Origin of the sequence: Truepera sp. (genome assembly GCA_032027045.1) — a bacterium.
Taxonomy (GTDB): Bacteria; Deinococcota; Deinococci; order Deinococcales; family Trueperaceae; genus JAAYYF01.
This window is the reverse complement of sequence record JAVSMU010000001.1, coordinates 1,368,824-1,387,578: the sequence shown is the minus strand read 5'-3', so window position 1 is coordinate 1,387,578 and position 18,755 is coordinate 1,368,824. Positions and strand designations below refer to the sequence as shown.

Sequence of the window (18,755 nt, the reverse complement as noted above, 5' to 3'; positions counted from 1 at the left end):
GTTCTCGGCCCGTGACCGCGGCGGGGCGCTGGCCGCGGCGCAACACGCGGCCGACGCCCTCCTGACGGGGGGTGCCGGTGCCGAGGAGGTGCTCGGCCCGGCCAGCGCCCCGGTGGAACGGCTGAAGGGCCGGTTCTTGTTCCAACTGCTGTTGCGCGCGCCCGACGAGGTGCGGCTCGAGAACCTCCTCGCCCTCGTGCCTCAGCGATACCCGGGCGCGAAGCTGGCCGTGGACGTCGACCCCCGCGACGTCGGCGCGTTGCTCGAGTGAACTGCGCTCTCACGCGGGGCGGATAAGATGGCGCCCGGTAATCACCATGCTACGTAACAGACGCGCAACCCACGACTACGAACTGCTCGAGACCTTCGAGGCCGGCCTGGAACTGACGGGCAGCGAGGTCAAGTCGTTGCGTCAGGGCGGGGGGTCCATCGCCGAGGCCTACGCGAAGGTGATGAACGGGCAGGTCTTCGTGGAGGGCATGACGATCCCCGTCTACCAGGAGGCCAGCTACAACAACCACGAGCCCACGCGAACCCGGCGGCTCCTGTTGAACGCGCGCGAGATCGACGAGATCGCCAAGGGCTTGGAGCGACGCGGACTGACGCTCGTGCCGCTCAAGCTCTACTTCAAGGGCGGCTGGGCCAAGCTCGAGGTGGCCCTGGCGCGCGGCAAGAAGCTCCACGACAAGCGCAGCGACGCGGCCAAGAAGGACGCCCAGCGCGAGATGGAACGCGAACTCGCCCGCGGGGGCCGCAAATGAGGCCCGCCCGCACCCTGCTCCTGGTCCTTCTCGCCCTCCTGGCCGCCGTGGCCGGCGCCGAGCCGCGCCTGCTGGTGAATGGCCGCGAGATCGCCGGGAACACCACCTCACTTGTGTCAGGCACGAGCTACGCCCCCGGCAGCGCCCTTGCGCGGGCCTTAGGGGCGGACCTGACCGGCGACGCCGGTAGGGGCCTCGTCACCCTCCAGGCCGGCGGGCGGGTGCTTCAGCTGACCTTGGTCGAAGAGGCCGGCGCCGCGCCGACGCCGGCAGTGTGGCTCGACGGCCGCGACGTGCCCGGCGGACCGGCCGTGAGCGTCGGGGGCGAGATCTTCCTGCCCGTCAAGCCGGTGGCCGAGGCGCTGGGCGCCAGCGTCACCTACTTGAGTTCCGAGGACACCGTGATGGTGGTGCAACCGCGCGGGCGCCTGTCGGCGATGCGGTTACAAGACAGCGGCACGGAGCGGATCGAGCTTAGCCTCAGCGCCCCCGTGCGCTACACCACCTTCTACAACGAACCCCTGTCCACGCTCTTCGTCTACTTGGACCGCACCGACGTCGAGGCACGCCTGGACCCGCTGGAGGGCAAGGCGTTCAAGCTCGCCACCGCCACCTCGCAGAACGGCGCCACCGAGGTGCGCGTGCAGCTGGAACCCGGCACCAACTACCTCGTGTACGCGGTGCCGGACGGTCGAGGCTTCCGCCTGAACCTGTCCTTCGACGAGGCCGGTGAGGCCCCGGCGACGAGACGGGTCTCGGTCGTCCTGGACCCGGGGCATGGCGGCGACGACCTGGGGGTGGTCAGCGCCGGCCTCGGCAGCGAATCGACCCTCACGCTCGCCTTCGCGAAACGACTCGCGGCCGCCCTCGAGGGGCGTGGCATGCAAGTGCAGCTCACGCGCCAGGCCGACGCCCCGGTCGACGTACCGGAGCGCTCTCGCGCCGGGATCGGCGCCGATCTGTTCATCAGCATCCATTCCGCCGCGCTCGACCTGGGCGAGTTCCGGGTTTACTACCTGGGCGACGCCAACAACGTCACGTCGTTGGAGATGGCCGTGCGCGAGAACGCCGCGCAGGCCGCCCGACAGGACGAGACGGACGCCATCAGGCGGAAGATCCTCCTCGGCCTGGTGCCCGACCTCGACATCGGCAGGCGCGTGGCCGAGGCCATCTCCGAGCGCCTCTTCGCCGTGGGTGGTTACAGGGCGGAGAGCATCACCAGCGCGCCCCTGCAGGTCTTGGGCGGCGCGGCCGGTCGTGGCGTGCTCTTCGAGTTCGCCGCCGCCGACCTCGCCTCCGAAGGGCTGCCGGAGCGCTTCGCGGACGCCTTGGAGCAACTCGTTCGAGACGGCAGCATCGGCCTTCCGAGGTGACCTCACCGAGCAACGAGAAGCCGGAGCCGGCGCCCTGGACCCGGCTTCTGAGGGCTGCCGCCACCCCCCAGGTGCTGGTGGCTGCCCTGCTGTTGATCGCCGCCACAGGACTCGTGGGCCCTCGGCAACGGCGGTCCTCCACGCCGCCGCCCAATATCGACGTCACGCGCGCGCAGGAGCAGTTGACGCCTCAGGAAGTGAGGCTGGTGCTGGTCGACGCCGCGGGCCTCGAGCGGACGAGTAACGTGCGCCTGCAGCTACCGGCGGGAGCCTCGCAGCGCCTAGCCGCGGTCATGGCCGCGTTGCGCGACTCGCTCGTCCAACTGGGCGTGTGGCCGGCCGAACTGCCGGCGCCCCGAGTGTTCGTCGAGACGTTCGACCGGCGGAAGGTGGCCGTGGTCGACATGGAGGTGGTGACGCCGATCGGCGTGAGCGTGGCCCAGGAACTCGCCATCTTGCGCTCGCTGACCGCTACGGCAGAGGCCAACGGGGTGGCGGCCGTGAGGTTCTTGCGCAACGGACTCCCCGCCAGCACGCTGCTAGAACACGTGGCCGTGCCCTCCAGCCTGTAGGCCCGACCGACCGTGTTGGCGGCAACGCCGATCGGCAGCCGTGCCTTCCTGCCTGTAGGCCCGACCCTCAGGGGTACATGCGGGTGAGCATCCGCGGGAAGGGGATGACCTCACGCAGGTGGTGGGCCCCGGTCAACCACGCAAGGAACCTCTCCAGGCCCATGCCGTAGCCCGAGTGCGGCACGCTGCCGAAGCGCCGCAGGTCGAGGTACCACGCGAACGCCTCGGTGGGGAGACCGTGCTCCGCGATGCGCCGCTCGAGCAGCCCGAGGTCGTGGATGCGCTGCGAGCCGCCGATGAGCTCCCCGTAGCCCTCGGGGCAGATCAGGTCGGCAGCGAGCACGCGGGTGGGGTCGCCCGGCACGGGCTCCATGTAGAAGGCCTTGGCGGCGGTCGGCCACAGCTCGACGAAGACCGGACGGTCGTAGTGTTCGCCTAGGAGCGTCTCGTGGGCCGCACCCAGGTCGTCGCCGAACTCCAGGTTCTCCCCCTTGGTGGCGAGGAATGCGAGGGCTTCGTCGTAGCTGATGCGGGGGAACCCGCCCTGGGCGCTCGCTTCCAGCAGGCTGACGTCGCGGCCCAGCAGCTCGAGCTCGGGGCGGCGCTTCTCGATCACGCGGCCCACGAGGTAAGCCACCATGTCCTCCTGGAGCTGCATGTTCCCCTCGTGATCCAAGAACGCCACTTCCGGCTCGATCATCCAGAACTCGAGGAGGTGCCGGCGCGTCTTGCTCTTCTCGGCCCGGAACGTTGGCCCGAAGGTGTAGACCTTGCCCAGCGCCATGGCGCCGGCCTCGGCGTAGAGCTGACCCGACTGCGAGAGGTAGGCGCTGTCCTCGTCGAACAGCGAGATCTCGAAGAGGCTCGTGGTCCCCTCGACGGCGGTGGGCATGAAGAACGGTGCGTCGAAGCGTGTGAAGCCGCGTTGGCTGAAGAAGTCGTGGACAGCCCGCTCGACCTCGTCGCGGATCCGAAGGATGGCCCAGGGGACCTTGTGGCGCAAGTAGAGGTGACGGTGCTCCGACAGGAAGTCGACGCCGTGTTCCTTCGGCGTGATGGGGTAGTCGCCGCTGGCGCCGATGAGCCTGACCTCGGAGAGCCCGAGTTCCACGCCGCCCTGCGCCCGCGCGTCGGCGCGCACCTCGCCCACGACGGAGACCGAGGACTCCTGCGCCAGCGAGCGCGCGAGCTCGAACGTCTGCTCGTCTACGTCGTTCTTGGCCAGTACGCCCTGCACGAAACCGCTGCCGTCACGCAACTGCAAGAAGGCAATCTTGCCGCTCGACCGGATGCCGGTCAGCCAACCGTGGAGCTGCACGTGTTCGCCGATGTGCTGCGGCAACGAATCGATGGTGACGATCTTCATGCGAGGGAGTGTAACAAGCCCCCGCGAGCACCGCTGGCCTCTTCGAGCGCCTCCACCACGCCGCACTCCTCGACGTCACCTACCGAAGGGAACCGCTCCAGGAGTTCGGGCGAGGCGTTGGCGACGACTCGGGGGTGGCCGACGACCTCGAGCATAGGAAGGTCGCCGTGGCTGTCGCCCACGGCCATGACGTTCGCGAGCGGGAGCCGCAACTGTTCGGCGAGCTGCTTGACGGCGCTGGCCTTGGACACTCCGGCGCCGGTTATCGAGATGAAGGAGATGCCGGGGAGCGCCGGGCTGCCCGCGTGCGAGAGGTTGACGCCCGCTGGTGCAAGCTCGGCGATCGCCTCGGACGCTCCCTTCGGCAGCACCCACTGCGCGCGCACGACGGGCTCGGTGGCCGCCACCTCCTCGAGGTCGCTCACGATGGCGGTCACGCCGATCATGTTGGCGTGCTGCTCGCTCAAGTCGGTGCTGCGTTCGACGTACAGGCAATTCGGGGTGTAGAGCTCGAGGATGGCGCCGCGCTGCCGCGACAGCTCGATTATGCGGCTGAGGTCGCCGCCCTTGAGCGCCACGGCCTTGATGGTGCGGCCGTCCGGGTAACCGAGGTAGGCGCCGCTTTGGAACACGTGCGGGTTGTCGGGCCCCAGGCGCTGGGCCACCCGCAGCGCCACCCCGAACCCCGGGCGGCCCGTGCACACCGCGATCTTCACGCCCGCTTCCCGGGCTCGTTCAGCGGCTTCCCAGATGCACTCCTGCACGAGGCCGCTGGAGCCGATGATGGTGCCGTCGAGGTCGAGGACGACGAGCGGTATCATTCCGCGCTCGTCTCTAGGGCGCGTAGCCCCAGCTCGCTCAGCTGGCGAGCGTCGATGGGGGCGGGGGCCCCGGTCAGGGGATCCGCGCCCCGCTGGTTCTTCGGGAAGGCGATGGTGTCGCGGATGCTGTCGACGCGCGCCAGCAGCATCACGAGGCGGTCGAGGCCCCACGCGATCCCCCCGTGGGGCGGTGCGCCGTGAGCGAGGGCCTCCAGGAAGAAGCCGAAGCGCCGCTGGGCGTCCTCGCTGGAGAATCCGAGGGCCTTGAACATCCGCTGCTGCACGTCGAGGCGGTGGATGCGCAGGCTGCCACCACCCACCTCTGAGCCGTTCAGCACGAGGTCGTAGGCGTGGGCCTTCACGCTGCCCGGGTCGGACTCGAGGCGCTCCAGGTCGGCTTCCTGCGGCCTGGTGAACGGGTGGTGCATGTAAGTCCACTCGCCCGTCTCCGCCTCGCGTTCGAGAAGCGGGAAGTCGACCACCCAGAGGAAGGCGAACCCCTCATCCACGTCCAAGTCGAGCGTTTTGGGTAGGCGCTGGCGCACGGCTCCGAGGGCGGTGCAGCTCAGCTTCCACTCGCCCGACACGAGAAGCAGCGTGTCGCCCTCGGTGGCGGCGATGGCGCCAAGGCCCTCTACCTCCGCTGCCGAGAGGAACTTGGCCACCGGCCCCGAGAAGCCGTCCGTGCCGCGCTTGAGCCAGGCCAGGCCCTTGGCCCCGAAGCGTTTGGCGTGCTCCTCGAGTTCGGCGAGCACCTTGCGCGTGAGGGGCGCCGCGTGCCTGGCAGGAACGAGTAGCGCCTTTATCGCGCCTCCAGGCTGGGCGCCCGCCGCGAAGCCGCGGAAGGAACTGCCGGCGAGGACCTGCGTGACGTCGGCCAGCTCGAGGCCGAAGCGCACGTCGGGCTTGTCGGAGCCGTAGCGGTCCATGGCGTCTTGGTAAGTGAGGCGCGGGAAGGGTGTGACGATCTCGGCGCCCGTCGCGGCCCGCACCACGTGGGCCATGAGCTCCTCGTTGAGCTCCAGCACGTCGTCCTCATCCACGAACGACATCTCCAGGTCGAGCTGGGTGAAGTCTGGTTGCCTGTCAGCGCGCAGGTCCTCGTCGCGGAAGCAGCGCGCCACCTGGAAGTAGCGGTCCACCCCTGCCATCATGAGCATCTGCTTGAACAGTTGCGGTGACTGGGGTAGCGCGTAGAAGGAACCGGGCCTCTGCCGGGCGGGCACCACGAAGTCGCGGGCGCCCTCGGGGGTGGAGAGGGTGAGTAGCGGAGTCTCGACCTGCACGAAACCGCGCCGGTCGAGGAACTCCCAGATGGCCTTGGTGACGCGGTGGCGCAGGAGCAGGGGCGCCAGGGCCGCAGGGCGGCGCAAGTCGAGGTAGCGGTATTTGAGCCGCAACTCCTCGTTGACCTCGCCACCGGCGCCGTCGATGACGAAGGGCGGCGTGAGGGCGGGGGAGAGCACGACCAGGCTCTTCGCCACCACTTCCACGTCGCCGGTGCTAACCCGAGCGTTGCGCTGCGAGTCGGGGCGCGGGCGGACGACGCCCGTCACCTCGACCACGAACTCGCTCCGCACGTCCTGCACGGCGGCGAACGCGGCGGCGTCCTCCGGTTCGAAGGCTATCTGGGTGATGCCGTAACGATCGCGAAGATCGATGAACACGAGGCCACCGAGGTCGCGGCGGCGGTTCACCCATCCCTGGAGGGTCACGTCGCTGCCGGCATCGGTGGCGCGGAGGTCACCGCAGGTGTGGCTTCTCTTCATGCTCGGGTGCCTTTCAGAGGTTCTCGAGGCGTTCGGTCAGGGCGGCGCGCAGCGCCTCGTCGGCGACTTCCGACTGCTCGCCGCTGGCCAGGTCCTTGAGTTGCCAAGTGCCGCGGGTGCGTTCTTCGGCGCCGCGCAGGGCGGCGAACCGGGCCCCGCTGCGGTCGGCGTCACGCAGGCCCTTGCCCGGGTTGCGCCGTTGGTAGGCGAACTCGACCCGGAGCGCCTCGCGCCGCAGGCGGGTCGCCAGGTCGGCTCCCTCGCCGACGGCCTCGTCGTCGAGGGGGATCACGAACAGCGCGGGCCGCTCAGGAGTTTCCGCCTGCGCCGCTTCTTCCTGCGCGAGCGCGTCGAGCACGCGTTCCACCCCGAACGCCCAGCCCGTGGCGGGTATCGGCGGGCCGCCCAGCAGTTCTATCAGGCCGTCGTAGCGGCCGCCGCCTCCCAGCGCGGATTGCGCCCCGATGCCCTCGTAATGCACTTCGAAGGCGGTGCGGCGGTAGTAGTCGAGGCCGCGGACGATGGCCGGGTCGAGGTCGAACGGTACGTCCCAGCTGCGCAAGTAGTGCTCCACCTCCGCCAGGTGCCCACGCGCGGCGGGGCCAAGGCGCTCGAGCGGTCGCTGGAGGTCAGCGATCAGCGCCTGGTCGCCCTGGTCCTTGCTGTCGAGGACACGTAGCGGGTTGAGGCGCAGCCGTTCTTGGCTGACGGGCGAGAGTCGCTCGGCGTGGGGCGCCAGCTCCTCGCGAAGGTAGGCGTTGTAGGCGGCGCGGTCGTCCGGGTCACCCACGGAGCCGAGGCGGATCCGGTGGCGCGTGAGGCCGCACGCCTGCAGGGTCCGGTAGAGGAGTTCGATGGCCTCGGCGTCGGCGAGCGCTGAGTCGCTGCCCACCAACTCGTAGTCCACCTGATGGAACTGCCTGTAGCGGCCGCGCTGCACGTTCTCGGCGCGGAACAGGGGACCCTCGGCCCAGAGCTTCACGGGCTGGGGGAGCGTGTGCATGCCGTGTTCGATGAAAGAACGCATGAGTCCGGCGGTGAACTCGGGCCTCAGCGTCAGGCTGCGCCCGCCACGGTCCTCGAAGGTGTACATCTCCTTCTGGACCATGAGGTCCGCCGACTCACCGACGGACTTCTCGAACACCTCGGTGAACTCGAATATCGGTGGGGTGATCTTGCCGGCGCCGGCGCCGCCCAGGACCTGCTCGGCGGCGGCGGTGATGGCGTGCCAGGCGGCCTGGTCGCGCGGGAGGATGTCTTGCGTGCCTTTCACGGCTTGGAGCTTCATCGCCCAGGAGTCTACACCTGGGCCCGCTAACGGCAGAAACGTGCCGGGCCGCCTAGGTGGGCGGCCCGGCTGCGTCATCGCGGGTGACAAAAGATCTGCTGCGAGAGCGTGCCTGGTTCAGGGCAGGTTCGTATCGTGGTTCAGGGCACGTGCGTGCAGCGCTTCAGGGCAGGTTGGTCGGAAGGCCGTTGCTCTTCACCCCACCGGCGAACACGAACACCCAACCGTTGCCGCCCGTTTCCGGCGCAACGAACTCGATGCGGGTGGGGGTCCAGCTGAGGACCTTGGCCTTCTGGCCTCCACTGCCCTCGGCGTTGGCGCCGACGATCACGTAGTTGACGGCCTCGCCACCTGTGCGACCGTCCCCGAAGTAGCGGCCCTGCAGGACGACGGTGTCGCCCTTGGTGGCCGGCACCGACACGGAGATGAGGGTCACGGGCACGTTGGTGGCCACGGATGGCGCGGGCGCACAGGCGGCCAGTAAGACCGCGATAAGACCAATGGCAATGAAAGCGAGACGCTTCACTTATGTCCTCCTACTGATTGAGCCTAATGATGCCCGGCCCCGTCGTCAATGGATTGTTTCATACGGATACGATGGCGAGCGTGACTAGTCATTTCTTCGCCTACCTCGCCAGACTCAAGTTCATCCACCGTTGGGGCCTCATGCGCAACACGCGCGCGGAGAACACGCAGGAGCACTCGTTGCAGGTCGCCATGATCGCGCACGCGCTGGCGCTCATCCATAACCGGTTCTTCGGTGGTGCCTTCGATCCAGATCGCACGGCGTTGCTGGCGGTGTTCCACGACGCGGAGGAGGTCATCACGGGAGACGTGCCGACGCCCATCAAGTACTTCAGTCCCAGCATCAAGGAGGCACTCGGCGGCATCGAGACCGTGGCGCGCCAGCGCCTGGTGGGTATGCTGCCGCCCGAGCTTCGGGCCGACTACACGCCGCTGTTCTTCCCGGCCACCGAAGACGCGGCAAGCTGGCGGCTCGTTAAGCACGCCGACAAGATCTCCGCGTACCTCAAGTGCCTCGAGGAAGCCAAGGCCGGGAACGAGGAGTTCGAGCGGGCGGAGCAGGCCATCCACCGCGAGCTCCAGGGACTGGAGGATCCGGCCGTGCGGTACTTCCTGGATGAGTTCGTGCCGTCGTTCAGCCTCACCCTGGACGAACTGAACTGATGGCCCCGCTCTCTCCCAGTTAGCTTGTGGTTTGCCGCACTAGCAATTCGCTAGTGCGATTGTGAAGCCAGGTACGCGACCACCTCACCTTTAGGACGAGACCATGTCTGAGACCGATACCCGCCAAGAACTGCTAGCCGAGCTCACGGAACTGGTCCACGGACGGCACTTCGACGCGCTTCACAACCGGCTCAGGCCGTTCGAGCCGCCCGACCTTGCCGAGGTGTTGGAGAGCCTGCCTTACGAGGTGGAGGCCATCGTGTTCAGGCTGCTCGACAAGGAGCGGGCGCTGGACACCTTCGAGTACCTGGGCCTCGCCTCGCAAGAGCGCCTGATAAGGAACCTTGGCGACCGCGAAGTGGCGGGGATCCTCAACGAGATGTCGGCCGACGACCGCACGGCGCTGCTCGAGGAACTCCCGGGCGAGGTGACCCGCCGGCTCATGAACCTGCTCACGCCCGAAGAGCGCGACGTGGCCACGAGACTCCTCAACTACCCGGAGGACTCCATCGGGCGCCTCATGACGCCCGATTACGTGGCGGTCAAGCGGCACTGGACGGTGGCCGAGGCCCTCGAGCACGTGCGCGTGTACGGGAGCGACTCGGAGACGTTGAACGTGGTCTACGTGACTGGTCCTGGAGGGGTGCTGATCGACGACCTGCGCATGCGTGAGATGCTGCTGGTGGACCCCGGCACGCGCATCGCCGACATGATCGACGAGACGTTCGTCGCCCTGCACGCCTCCGACGACCAGGAGACCGCCGTGGCCGTGTTCCGCAAGCACGACCGCTCGGCGTTGCCCGTAGTCGACTCCAAGGGGGTGATCGTCGGCATCGTGACCGTCGACGACGTCTTCGACGTGGCCGAGGAGGAGGCAACGGAGGACATCCAGATGCTCGGTGGGGTGGAGGCCCTCGACGAGCCGTACCTGAGCATCTCGCTGGGCAAGGTCATCCGCAAGCGGGCCTTCTGGCTCGTGCTGCTGTTCCTCGGCCAGACCCTTACCGCGACGGCCATGGGTTTCTTCGAGGCCGAGATCGCCAGCGCCGTGGTGCTGGCGCTGTTCCTGCCGCTCATCATCTCCAGTGGCGGCAACTCCGGGTCGCAGGCGGCCGCACTCGTGACGCGCGCCATGGCCCTCGGCGAGGTGGGCGTGCGCGACTGGTGGCAGATCATGCGCCGCGAACTCGGCGCCGGCCTCGTGCTGGGGCTGATGCTCGGCGCCCTCGGGTTCATCCGCGTCGCAATCTGGGGCCTGGTCTTCGACGCCTACGGCGGCAACTGGTTGCTCATCGGCCTGACCATCTTCATGTCGCTCGTCGGTGTCGTGCTGTGGGGCTCTCTCACTGGTTCGCTGCTGCCCATCGCGCTCAAGCGACTCGGCGCCGACCCGGCGGCCTCGTCCACGCCGTTCGTGGCCACCATCGTCGACGTGACCGGCATCGTCATCTTCTTCGCGCTGGCCAAGCTGGTGCTAACGGGAACGTTACTGTAGACCGCCTTCGAATCGAAAGCCGTGGCGGACATACTGCCCGCATCCCCTCGTATCCTCAACCCACAACTTACGATGTCCGCGGCTGCTGATCGCAATGCTTTAGAATCGTCACTGGAGCCCATCGGCATCGTATATCCGTGTGGTTGACAGGCTCCCGCGGGGCGAACTAGACTGCCCCTCGTTCGTCAGTGCCGCCGCCGGCTTCGGAAGTCGTCACACCTTCGAAACGAAAGCGCGGAACGCCTGGGTTGCTTGTCCGGGCTCCGGCCACTGAGTGAACAAGCCAACGCCAGCAGCAGCGCTAGCTGGATCACGGCCGATGGAGGAGACCATGCAACTCATCGACACGCCCCAGGGACGCCTGACCGTAGACCCTTCCAGCCTCATGCTCGGCGAGATCCTCGTGACCGACGAGGGCGCGGAGTTGGAGGTCGTCGGACTCGATCCCTTGAGGCTCGAGCCGGCGCCCGAGGAAGCCGAGGACTGGGGCGAGTGACCGACAACGTGGCGGTCGTCTACGACCGCCTGCGGGAGGAGGAACGCCTGCTGTTCGAGGCGTTCGAGCGCTTGGGCGTGCCGCACACCCCCGTGTATGCCTCGTCGCTCGCCGTCGAACTCGGAGCTCCTTCGCCCGCCCTCGTGCTCGAACGGTGCGTCTCGCAGTGGCGGGGCCTCAGCCTGGCACGGGCCTTCCAGGCCGCCGGCAGCACCGTCTTCAACCGCCCCGAGGTCATCGAGACGTGCGGCGACAAGCTCGCGACCAGTGCCGCCCTCGTGCGAGCGGGCGTGCCCACGCCGCGCACGAGCGTCGCGGTGGACCGCCAGGCGGCCCTCGACGAGGCCGACCGGCTTGGTTACCCCGTCGTGATTAAGCCGCTGGTGGGAAGCTGGGGCAGGTTGGTTGCCCGCCTCGAGTCGCGAGCGGCGGCCGAAGCGCTCCTCGAGTACAAGGAAGTGCTTGGCGGCCCGGAGCACAAGGTCCACTACCTGCAGGAGTACGTCGACAAGCCGGGCCGCGACATCCGCGCGTTCGTCGTAGGAGACGAGGTCATCGCGGCCATCTACCGCACCTCCGACAGCTGGATCACGAACACGGCCAGGGGCGCCGTGGCAAGCAACTGCCCGTTGACGAGCGAGCTGGTCGCCACCACGCTGGCGGCCGCGCAGGCCGTGGGCGGCGGCATCCTCGCCGTCGACCTGGTCGAGTCGAGCCGCGGCCTGCTGGTCGTCGAGGTCAACCACACCATGGAGTTCCGCAACTCCATCACGACTACGGGAGTAGATATCCCGGGCCTGATCGTGAAGCACGTGGCGTCACGGTTGGAGCTGGTGGCGTGACCTCCGCCCCGGTGGGGCTGAGCATCCTGGGGGCATCGGGGTACGCCGGCGGCGAGTTCTTGCGCCTGGCGCTCGGGCATCCGGGGTTGAGGGTAGACCAGGTGACGAGCCGGGAGCACGCTGGGCATCCCGTCCACCTCGTCCACCCGAACCTACGGGGCGTCACCGACCTGCGCTTCACCAAACCTTCCGACCTGGAAGCTACCGACGTGCTCGTCGCCGCGTTACCTCACGGCAAGCTGGCGCTCCAGATAGACGAGCTTGCGCCGGTGGCGCCGTACCTCGTGGACCTTTCCGAGGACTTCCGGCTCAAGCAGCCGGAGGCGTACGAGGCCTTTCACGACGCCCCGCATCCGCGGCCCGACCTGCTCGGCACCTTCGTCTATGCCAACCCCGAACTCAACCGCGAGCAACTGCGCGGCGCCACGCGGCTCGCCGGGGCCGGTTGCATCGCCACGGCCTCCGTTCTGGCCTTGCACCCGGTGCTGAGCTTGCTCGACCCGGGGCGTGACGTCATCGTCGACGCCAAGATCGGCAGCAGCGCCGCGGGAAGCGCGGCCTCCACTGCAACGCACCACCCGGAGCGCTCCGGCGCGCTTCGCACCTACGCGGCCACGCGGCACCGCCACCAGGCCGAGATCGCCGAGGCGCTCCCCGGGGCGCCGACAATCCACCTCACGGCCACGGCGGTGGAGCGCGTGCGGGGGGTCCTCGTCACGGCCCATACCTTCGTGAGAGAGGGCGTGGTCGAGGCGGACGTGTTGGCCGCGTTCCGCGCCGCTTACGACGCCGAGCCGTTCGTGAGGCTGGTGCGCGCCCGCCGCGGCATCCACCGCGTGCCGGACCCGAAGATCCTCGACGGCAGCAACTACTGCGACGTGGGCTTCGAGCTCGACGAGGGGGCGCGGCGCCTGGTGGTGCTGGCGGCCCTCGACAACCTGGTCAAGGGCACGGCCGGTCACGCGCTGCAGTCCCTCAACCTCGCACTGGGCTTTCCGGAGGCCGCCGGCCTTTCGTTCACCGGTCTGCACCCGTGAGCAAGACGGTGGTGGTCAAGGTGGGCGGTTCCGACGGGATCGACTTGGAGGCGGTCTGCGACGACGTTGCCGCCTTGTGGCGCGAGAACGTGCGCGTGTTACTGGTGCACGGCGGCAGCGCCGAAACGAACCGGGTATCGGCGCGGTTGGGCTTGCCGCCGAAGTTCGTGACGAGTCCGACCGGGCACCAGAGCCGCTTCACGGACCGGGCCACGCTCGAGGTCTTCGAGATGGTCTACTGCGGCAAGATCAACAAGGGCATAGTGGAGATGTTGCAGGTGCGGGGCGTCAACGCCGTCGGGCTCTCCGGCATCGACGGGCGGCTGTTCGAGGGCACGCTCAAGAGCACCGTCAGGTCGGTCGAGGATGGGCGCGTGCTCGTCTTGCGTGGCGACCACACCGGCACGGTCGAGCGCGTCAACGTCGCCTTGCTGCGGCTGCTGCTGGACGCCGGCTACCTGCCCGTGCTCACGCCTCCGGCCATCAGCTTCAAGGGGGTCGCCATGAACGTGGACGGCGACCGCGCCGCCGCCGCCGTGGCCGTCGCCCTGCAAGCGGAGGCGCTGCTGCTCCTCTCCAACGTGCCCGGCCTGCTGAGGGATTACCCGGACGAGTCCACGCTGGTGGAGTTCGTGCCCGCGGACGAGGGCGACGATGCCATGGCCTGCGCCGAAGGCCGCATGAAGAAGAAAGTGATGGGCGCCGTGGCCGCCGTTCAGGGCGGGGTGGGGCGCGTCGTGTTGGGGGACGCCCGGGTGCCGCGGGCCGTGCGCCGCGCGTTGGCCGGGCAGGGGACGGTGGTGGCGTGAAGGCCGCTACCGCCGCGCTGATGGAGCGCGAGGCTCGCCACGCCTCGACCCTCTACTCGCCCATGGCGGCCTTCGTGAGGGGGGAGGGCGCGTACCTCTACGACGCCGACGGCCGCGATTACCTCGACTTCATGGCCGGGATAGGGATCGCCAGCGTCGGGCATGGCAACCGGCGGCTCGCGGCCGCCATCGCCAGGCAGGCCGAGCGGCTGATCGTCTGCCCGCAGAGCCAGGCGAACGACGTGCGGGCCGAGTTCCTCGAGCGCCTCTTCCGGGTCGTCGGCGCGCCGCTCGAGCGTGCCTTCTTGTCCAACTCCGGCAGCGAGGCGAACGAGGCGGCCATCAAGTGGGCGCGCGCTGCCACCCAACGCACCCGGGTCGTCGCAGCCAAGCGCGGCTTCGCTGGGCGGACCCTCGGCTCCCTGGCCCTTACCTGGGAGGCGGGCTACCGCCGCCCCTTCGAGCCGCTCCCTGGGGAGGCAGAGTTCGTGACCTTCGGCGACTTGGAGGCGCTGGAGTCGGCCATCGACGGCTCCACGGCGGCGTTCTTCGTGGAACCGATCCAGGGGGAGGGCGGCGTCCACGTGGCACCCCCGGGCTACCTCGAGCGGGCCCGCGACCTCACGCGGACACACGGCGCGCTGCTCGTGTTCGACGAGGTGCAGTGCGGCGTGGGCCGAACCGGCACGTTCTTGGCCGCCCAAGGCATGGGGGTGGTCCCCGACCTGGTCACTCTGGCCAAGGGGCTGGCCGGCGGGGTGCCGATCGGGGCCACGCTGATGACGGACACCGTGGCTCGCGCCATGCCTCGGGGTGGGCACGGCTCCACCTTCGGCGGCAACCCGCTCGCATGCGCTGCCGCGTTGACGGTGCTGGACGAGATCGAGGAGCGCGACCTCCTGCGCAACGCGACCGCGATGGGCGAGCGGCTGATGGCGGGCCTGCTGGCGTTGAACAGCCCGAGGGTGCGAGACGTGCGCGGCCGCGGCCTCATGGTCGGCATGGAGCTGCGCGAGCGGGTAGGGCCGGTGGTGGCGGGGCTGCGGGAACGCGGACTGTTGACTGTGGCCGCCGGCGCCACCGTGGTGAGGTTCCTGCCGCCCCTCGTCGTGAGCGCCGCCGAGGTCGACCGCGCCGTCGAGTTGGTGGCAGAGGAGCTGGCCGCGTGAGCACTACCCGGTCGCGGCCAGGGGTGGCGAAAGGCGGTCACGTGTCCGCGGGCCTTGAGCCGGGCCGCGGCCTCACGGACCACGAGGCGGTGAGGCTGCTCACCGGGGTGGTGGCCAACCCCAGCCCCTCGGGCCACGAGCGGGGCGTGGCGGAGCTCCTGGTGGCGGCCGCCCGCGGCTGGGCCCGCGACGCGTTCGTCGACCCCGTCGGCAACGCGGTGGCCGTGTGGGGTAAGGGGCCTCTCAACGTGACCTTCTTGGGGCACATGGACACGGTGCCCGGCGAGATCCCGGTGCGAGTGGAGGACGGCGTGCTTCACGGCCGCGGGTCCGTGGACGCCAAGGGCAGCCTGTGCGCCGCGCTCGTGGCGGCCACGCGCCTGCCCGTGGGCGTGTGGGAGCGCTTGAGTTTCACGTTCATCGGGGCGGTCGAGGAGGAAGCACCCAGCAGCCGCGGCGCGCACTACGCCACAGCCGCCTACCAGGTGCCCGACCTCGTGATCGTGGGCGAGCCGAGCGGCTGGGAGCGATACACGCTCGGTTACAAGGGGCGGCTCGGGGTTACGTACACGGCAGTGCGCAGGGGCGCGCATTCCTCGCGGGAGGAAACCACGGCCGCCGAGGCCGCCGTGGACGCGTTCACTGGTCTGCGCGACTGGGTGAACCGCGACAACCTTGGCGTGGAGAGGCTGTTCGAGCGTCTGCAGGTGTCGCTCATAGCCATGGAGTCGGGCGGCGACGGTCTCGAGGAGTGGTGCCGCGCCCGCGTCAGCCTGAGGCTGCCGCCTCGCTGGAGCGGAGCAGCGTTGGCAGGCGCCATCGCCGGGCTGCCCCTGCCCAGCGGTGTCACCGTGGACCTCACGGCACCGCTCGACGCCTACCGGTCGGATAGCGGCAGCGAACTCGCCCGGGCCTTCCGAGTCGCCATCCGCAGCGTCGGCGGCAGCCCTCGGCCGAGCCTCAAGACCGGCACTTCAGACATGAACGTGGTGGCGCCCCACTGGAACGCTCCCATGGTGGCCTACGGACCGGGTGATTCGAACCTCGACCACACGCCTGAGGAGCGCCTGGTGTTGCGGGAGTACCTGCTCGCGGTAGACGTGCTGGAGCGAGTGATGCTGGAGTTGGCGGGGCAGGCAGGTCCGCCGAAAGTCGCGGCGCAGTAGGGCGAGGGGCCGGGACGTGGATTACTTGCGCCCCCGCACCCATGGTCCGAAATGATGCAGGTCATTGCGGCGCTCCCGAGGTGGGCCTACCGTGCTGCATGACAAACGAGCTTGCCGCCACCTTCCACCAACACTATTCAGAATCCGCCCACTTCCGTGCCGAGGGCTTCACCGCCACACCTTTCGGCCGGGGCGCTCACCTGCAAGGCATGGTCGTGGCCTTCGAGGCCGGCCAGTTCATCCCCGTGCACGCCCCGGGGGTCGACATCGCGCTGGTGGTGCTGGAGGGGGAGGGAGTGCTGGCCACCGAGAGCGGCGACAAGGCACTGAAACCGGGCGCCATCGCCTTCATGGCCGCCGGGCACACGCGGGGCGTCAAGGCGACTACGCGCCTGATCACCTTTCAGGTGGTGAGCCCGCCACCCACCGATGCCGACCACAAGGGGGTGCGAGAAGGGCTGGAGAGAGGCGGCTGGCGGTAACGGGCGTGAGGAACCGGTTCGTGCATCCACCGCGAGAACGGACGTAAAATCGACCCACCATGGCCGACCGAACAGCTTTAGTGACGGGCGGGGCGAGCGGCATAGGCGCTGCGTGTGCCGAGAGGCTGGTGGCGGACGGCCTGAGCGTCGTGATCGCCGACCGGAACGAGGCCGCTGCCGCGGAAGTGGCCGGCAGGCTCGGCTGCCGTCACGTCGTTGCCGACCTGGCGACGCGCGCCGGTTGCGCCGCCGCGGTTGCCGGCACGGTCGAGGCAGCCGGCGCGTTGGACGTGGCGGTGATCAACGCCGGGTATCAGCACATCGACTCCCTTGCCGACTTTCCGGAGGACCGCTGGGACGACATGCTCGCCCTCATGCTCACGGGCCCTTTCCTGCTTACCAAGTACGCCTGGGAGGCGCTCAAACGCAGCGGCAACGGCCGCCTGGTGTACATGGGCAGCGCGCACAGCCTGACGGCCAGCCCCTTCAAGGGAGCGTACGTTTCCGCCAAGCACGGCGTGGTCGGCCTTGCCCGCGTGGCGGCATTGGAGGGCGGCCAGCACGGCATAACCGCCAACGTCGTTGCGCCGGCATACGTGCGCACGCCCCTGGTGGAGGCACAGATTCTCGATCAGGCACGCACCCGCAACATCGCGCCCCAAGAGGTCGAGGCCAAGGTCTTCCTGGAGAACGTGGCGGTCAAGCGGCTGTTGGAACCCGAGGACGTTGCGGGCCTCGTGAGCTACCTGGTATCGGAAGCCGCGTGGGGTGTGACGGGGAGCGTTCATAGTATCGATCTGGGGTGGACGGCGCGGTAGATTCCTGAGAGCAGAGTGGGGCGCGACGAGAAGCTCGCGCCCCGAGGTTTGGACTGGAGTGCCGGTTGTCAACCGATAACGCCATCAGGACCAGCGCCATACCCGCCACGGTCTTCACCGTGATAGCGGCGATCAGCTTCTCGCACTTCCTGAACGACCTCATGCAGTCGTTGCTGCCTGCCATCTACCCGATGTTGAAAGACGACTTCGGGCTCAGCTTCGGGCAGATCGGCCTCCTGACGCTCACCTTCCAGTCCACCGCGTCGTTGCTCCAGCCAGTAGTCGGTATCGTCGCCGACCGCCGCGCATTGCCCTACTCCATGGCCATCGGCATGGGCTCGACCCTGACGGGCCTGCTGTTGCTCGCCGTGGCCACCAACTTCGCGCTGCTCGTCACGGCGGCGGCACTGGTGGGCCTGGGCTCCGCCGTCTTTCACCCGGAAGCCTCACGGGTCGCGAGGATGGCCGCCGGCATGCGGCCGGGCTTGGCCCAATCAGTGTTCCAGGTCGGCGGTAACTTCGGTTCCGCACTGGGCCCGCTGTTGGCGGCGTTCATCGTCCTGCCGTTCGGGCAACGCAGCATCGGCCTGTTCTCGCTGGTGGCCGTGCTGGCCATGTTCGTACTGTTCAGGGTGGGTAACTGGTACCGCGGGCACCTCGCGAACCTCCTGAACCGCAGCCGGGCGGTCCTCGCCGGCGCCAGCCGCGGCCGCATCCGGGCATCCGTCCTGATCCTAGTGATTCTGACCTTCTCCAAAGCCGTATACGGGGCCGCCCTCGGCAGCTATTACACCTTCTTCCTCATCGAGCGCTTCGACGTCACGATCCGCGACTCTCAGTTACTGCTCTTCGTCTACATGGCGGCGGTGGTCGTGGGCACCGTTATCGGCGGGCCGCTCGGTGACCGCTACGGGCGCAAGCTGGTCTTGTGGGGCAGCGTGCTCGGCGCTTTGCCGTTCACCCTGCTGCTGCCATGGGTGAACCTCCCTTGGACGATCGTTCTCAGCGTCATCATCGGCGTCATCATGGCGTCGGCTTTCCCCGCTATCGTGGTCTATGCCCAAGACTTGTTGCCGGGCGGCGTCGGCATGGTCTCGGGCCTGCTTTACGGCTTGGCCTTCGGCGCAGCCGGGATCGCAGCAGCGTTACTAGGGGGGCTTGCCGATACCCACGGCATAGAACTCGTGTACCGGGTCTGCGCCTGGTTGCCGATCCTCGGCCTGTTCGTCGTGTTCCTGCCGGATGCCAGGGTACGGGCGGGTTAGCGGAACCGGGGCGAAGTACCGGTCCGCCTCGGACGCGG

Annotated in this window: 20 protein-coding genes; 15 read left to right on the top strand and 5 right to left on the bottom strand. The window is 68.8% G+C overall.

What is annotated here, in order from left to right; genetic code table 11:
• From ROY82_06370 to ROY82_06355, 4 genes are all read left to right on the top strand, one after another.
• Window positions 1-271 (top strand): hypothetical protein (locus ROY82_06370; protein MDT3682087.1); only part of this gene is annotated, 271 nt, incomplete at its 5' end.
• Between the two features lie 46 nt (window positions 272-317).
• A complete protein-coding gene (gene smpB, locus ROY82_06365; protein ID MDT3682086.1) occupies window positions 318-761 on the top strand; it encodes an SsrA-binding protein SmpB in 444 nt (147 codons plus the stop codon).
• Window positions 758-2,134, top strand: a complete 1,377-nt coding sequence (locus tag ROY82_06360; protein MDT3682085.1) for an N-acetylmuramoyl-L-alanine amidase — start codon at window positions 758-760, stop codon at window positions 2,132-2,134. The genes smpB and ROY82_06360 overlap by 4 nt, the downstream gene beginning before the upstream one ends.
• The gene (locus ROY82_06355; protein MDT3682084.1) at window positions 2,131-2,706 is read left to right on the top strand and encodes a hypothetical protein; all 576 of its coding nucleotides are present in this window, start codon (window positions 2,131-2,133) and stop codon (window positions 2,704-2,706) included. Before ROY82_06360 ends, ROY82_06355 begins: the two co-directional genes overlap by 4 nt.
• A gap of 67 nt (window positions 2,707-2,773) precedes the next feature.
• On the opposite strand, the gene asnS is transcribed toward ROY82_06355, so the two are convergent.
• The 5 genes from asnS to ROY82_06330 form a co-directional block, all read right to left on the bottom strand.
• The gene (gene asnS / locus ROY82_06350) at window positions 2,774-4,072 is read right to left on the bottom strand and encodes an asparagine--tRNA ligase (GenBank protein ID MDT3682083.1); all 1,299 of its coding nucleotides are present in this window, start codon (window positions 4,070-4,072) and stop codon (window positions 2,774-2,776) included.
• Window positions 4,069-4,893, bottom strand: coding sequence for an HAD family hydrolase (locus tag ROY82_06345; protein ID MDT3682082.1), 825 nt, complete (start codon window positions 4,891-4,893; stop codon window positions 4,069-4,071). The genes asnS and ROY82_06345 overlap by 4 nt, the downstream gene beginning before the upstream one ends.
• Window positions 4,890-6,662, bottom strand: a complete 1,773-nt coding sequence (aspS, locus tag ROY82_06340) for an aspartate--tRNA ligase (protein ID MDT3682081.1) — start codon at window positions 6,660-6,662, stop codon at window positions 4,890-4,892. Before aspS ends, ROY82_06345 begins: the two co-directional genes overlap by 4 nt.
• A 13-nt stretch (window positions 6,663-6,675) precedes the next feature.
• Complete coding sequence (hisS, locus tag ROY82_06335; protein MDT3682080.1) at window positions 6,676-7,950, bottom strand: histidine--tRNA ligase; 1,275 nt, start codon at window positions 7,948-7,950, stop codon at window positions 6,676-6,678.
• A 163-nt stretch (window positions 7,951-8,113) separates the two neighbouring features.
• Window positions 8,114-8,476 carry an IPT/TIG domain-containing protein gene (locus tag ROY82_06330; GenBank protein MDT3682079.1) on the bottom strand — a complete coding sequence of 121 codons (363 nt, stop codon included), beginning with the start codon at window positions 8,474-8,476 and terminating at the stop codon, window positions 8,114-8,116.
• Window positions 8,477-8,556: 80 nt separating this feature from the next.
• Here ROY82_06330 and yfbR point away from each other — a divergent pair, with 80 nt between their 5' ends.
• From yfbR to ROY82_06275, 11 genes are all read left to right on the top strand, one after another.
• Window positions 8,557-9,138, top strand: a complete 582-nt coding sequence (gene yfbR, locus ROY82_06325; protein MDT3682078.1) for a 5'-deoxynucleotidase — start codon at window positions 8,557-8,559, stop codon at window positions 9,136-9,138.
• A 103-nt stretch (window positions 9,139-9,241) separates the two neighbouring features.
• Window positions 9,242-10,633, top strand: a complete 1,392-nt coding sequence (gene mgtE / locus ROY82_06320; protein MDT3682077.1) for a magnesium transporter — start codon at window positions 9,242-9,244, stop codon at window positions 10,631-10,633.
• A 331-nt stretch (window positions 10,634-10,964) separates the two neighbouring features.
• On the top strand, window positions 10,965-11,129 hold the full coding sequence (lysW, locus tag ROY82_06315; protein MDT3682076.1) for a lysine biosynthesis protein LysW: 165 nt from the start codon (window positions 10,965-10,967) through the stop codon (window positions 11,127-11,129).
• Window positions 11,126-11,971: a lysine biosynthesis protein LysX gene (lysX, locus tag ROY82_06310; GenBank protein MDT3682075.1), complete on the top strand. Its 846-nt coding sequence runs from the start codon at window positions 11,126-11,128 to the stop codon at window positions 11,969-11,971. Before lysW ends, lysX begins: the two co-directional genes overlap by 4 nt.
• The gene (gene argC, locus ROY82_06305; GenBank protein ID MDT3682074.1) at window positions 11,968-13,008 is read left to right on the top strand and encodes an N-acetyl-gamma-glutamyl-phosphate reductase; all 1,041 of its coding nucleotides are present in this window, start codon (window positions 11,968-11,970) and stop codon (window positions 13,006-13,008) included. Before lysX ends, argC begins: the two co-directional genes overlap by 4 nt.
• Window positions 13,005-13,817: a [LysW]-aminoadipate kinase gene (locus ROY82_06300; protein MDT3682073.1), complete on the top strand. Its 813-nt coding sequence runs from the start codon at window positions 13,005-13,007 to the stop codon at window positions 13,815-13,817. The genes argC and ROY82_06300 overlap by 4 nt, the downstream gene beginning before the upstream one ends.
• Window positions 13,814-14,986 (top strand): acetylornithine/succinylornithine family transaminase, encoded by a 1,173-nt coding sequence (locus tag ROY82_06295; GenBank protein ID MDT3682072.1) that lies wholly within the window; start codon window positions 13,814-13,816, stop codon window positions 14,984-14,986. Before ROY82_06300 ends, ROY82_06295 begins: the two co-directional genes overlap by 4 nt.
• Window positions 14,987-15,027: 41 nt before the next feature.
• Window positions 15,028-16,152, top strand: a complete 1,125-nt coding sequence (locus tag ROY82_06290; protein ID MDT3682071.1) for a [LysW]-lysine hydrolase — start codon at window positions 15,028-15,030, stop codon at window positions 16,150-16,152.
• A 98-nt stretch (window positions 16,153-16,250) separates the two neighbouring features.
• Entirely contained in the window at window positions 16,251-16,634 is a 384-nt protein-coding gene (locus ROY82_06285) for a hypothetical protein (GenBank protein MDT3682070.1), read from the top strand.
• A gap of 59 nt (window positions 16,635-16,693) precedes the next feature.
• Window positions 16,694-17,452, top strand: a complete 759-nt coding sequence (locus tag ROY82_06280) for a 3-hydroxybutyrate dehydrogenase (GenBank protein MDT3682069.1) — start codon at window positions 16,694-16,696, stop codon at window positions 17,450-17,452.
• A gap of 65 nt (window positions 17,453-17,517) precedes the next feature.
• Entirely contained in the window at window positions 17,518-18,717 is a 1,200-nt protein-coding gene (locus ROY82_06275) for an MFS transporter (protein MDT3682068.1), read from the top strand.
• The last annotated feature ends 38 nt before the right edge of the window (window positions 18,718-18,755 follow it).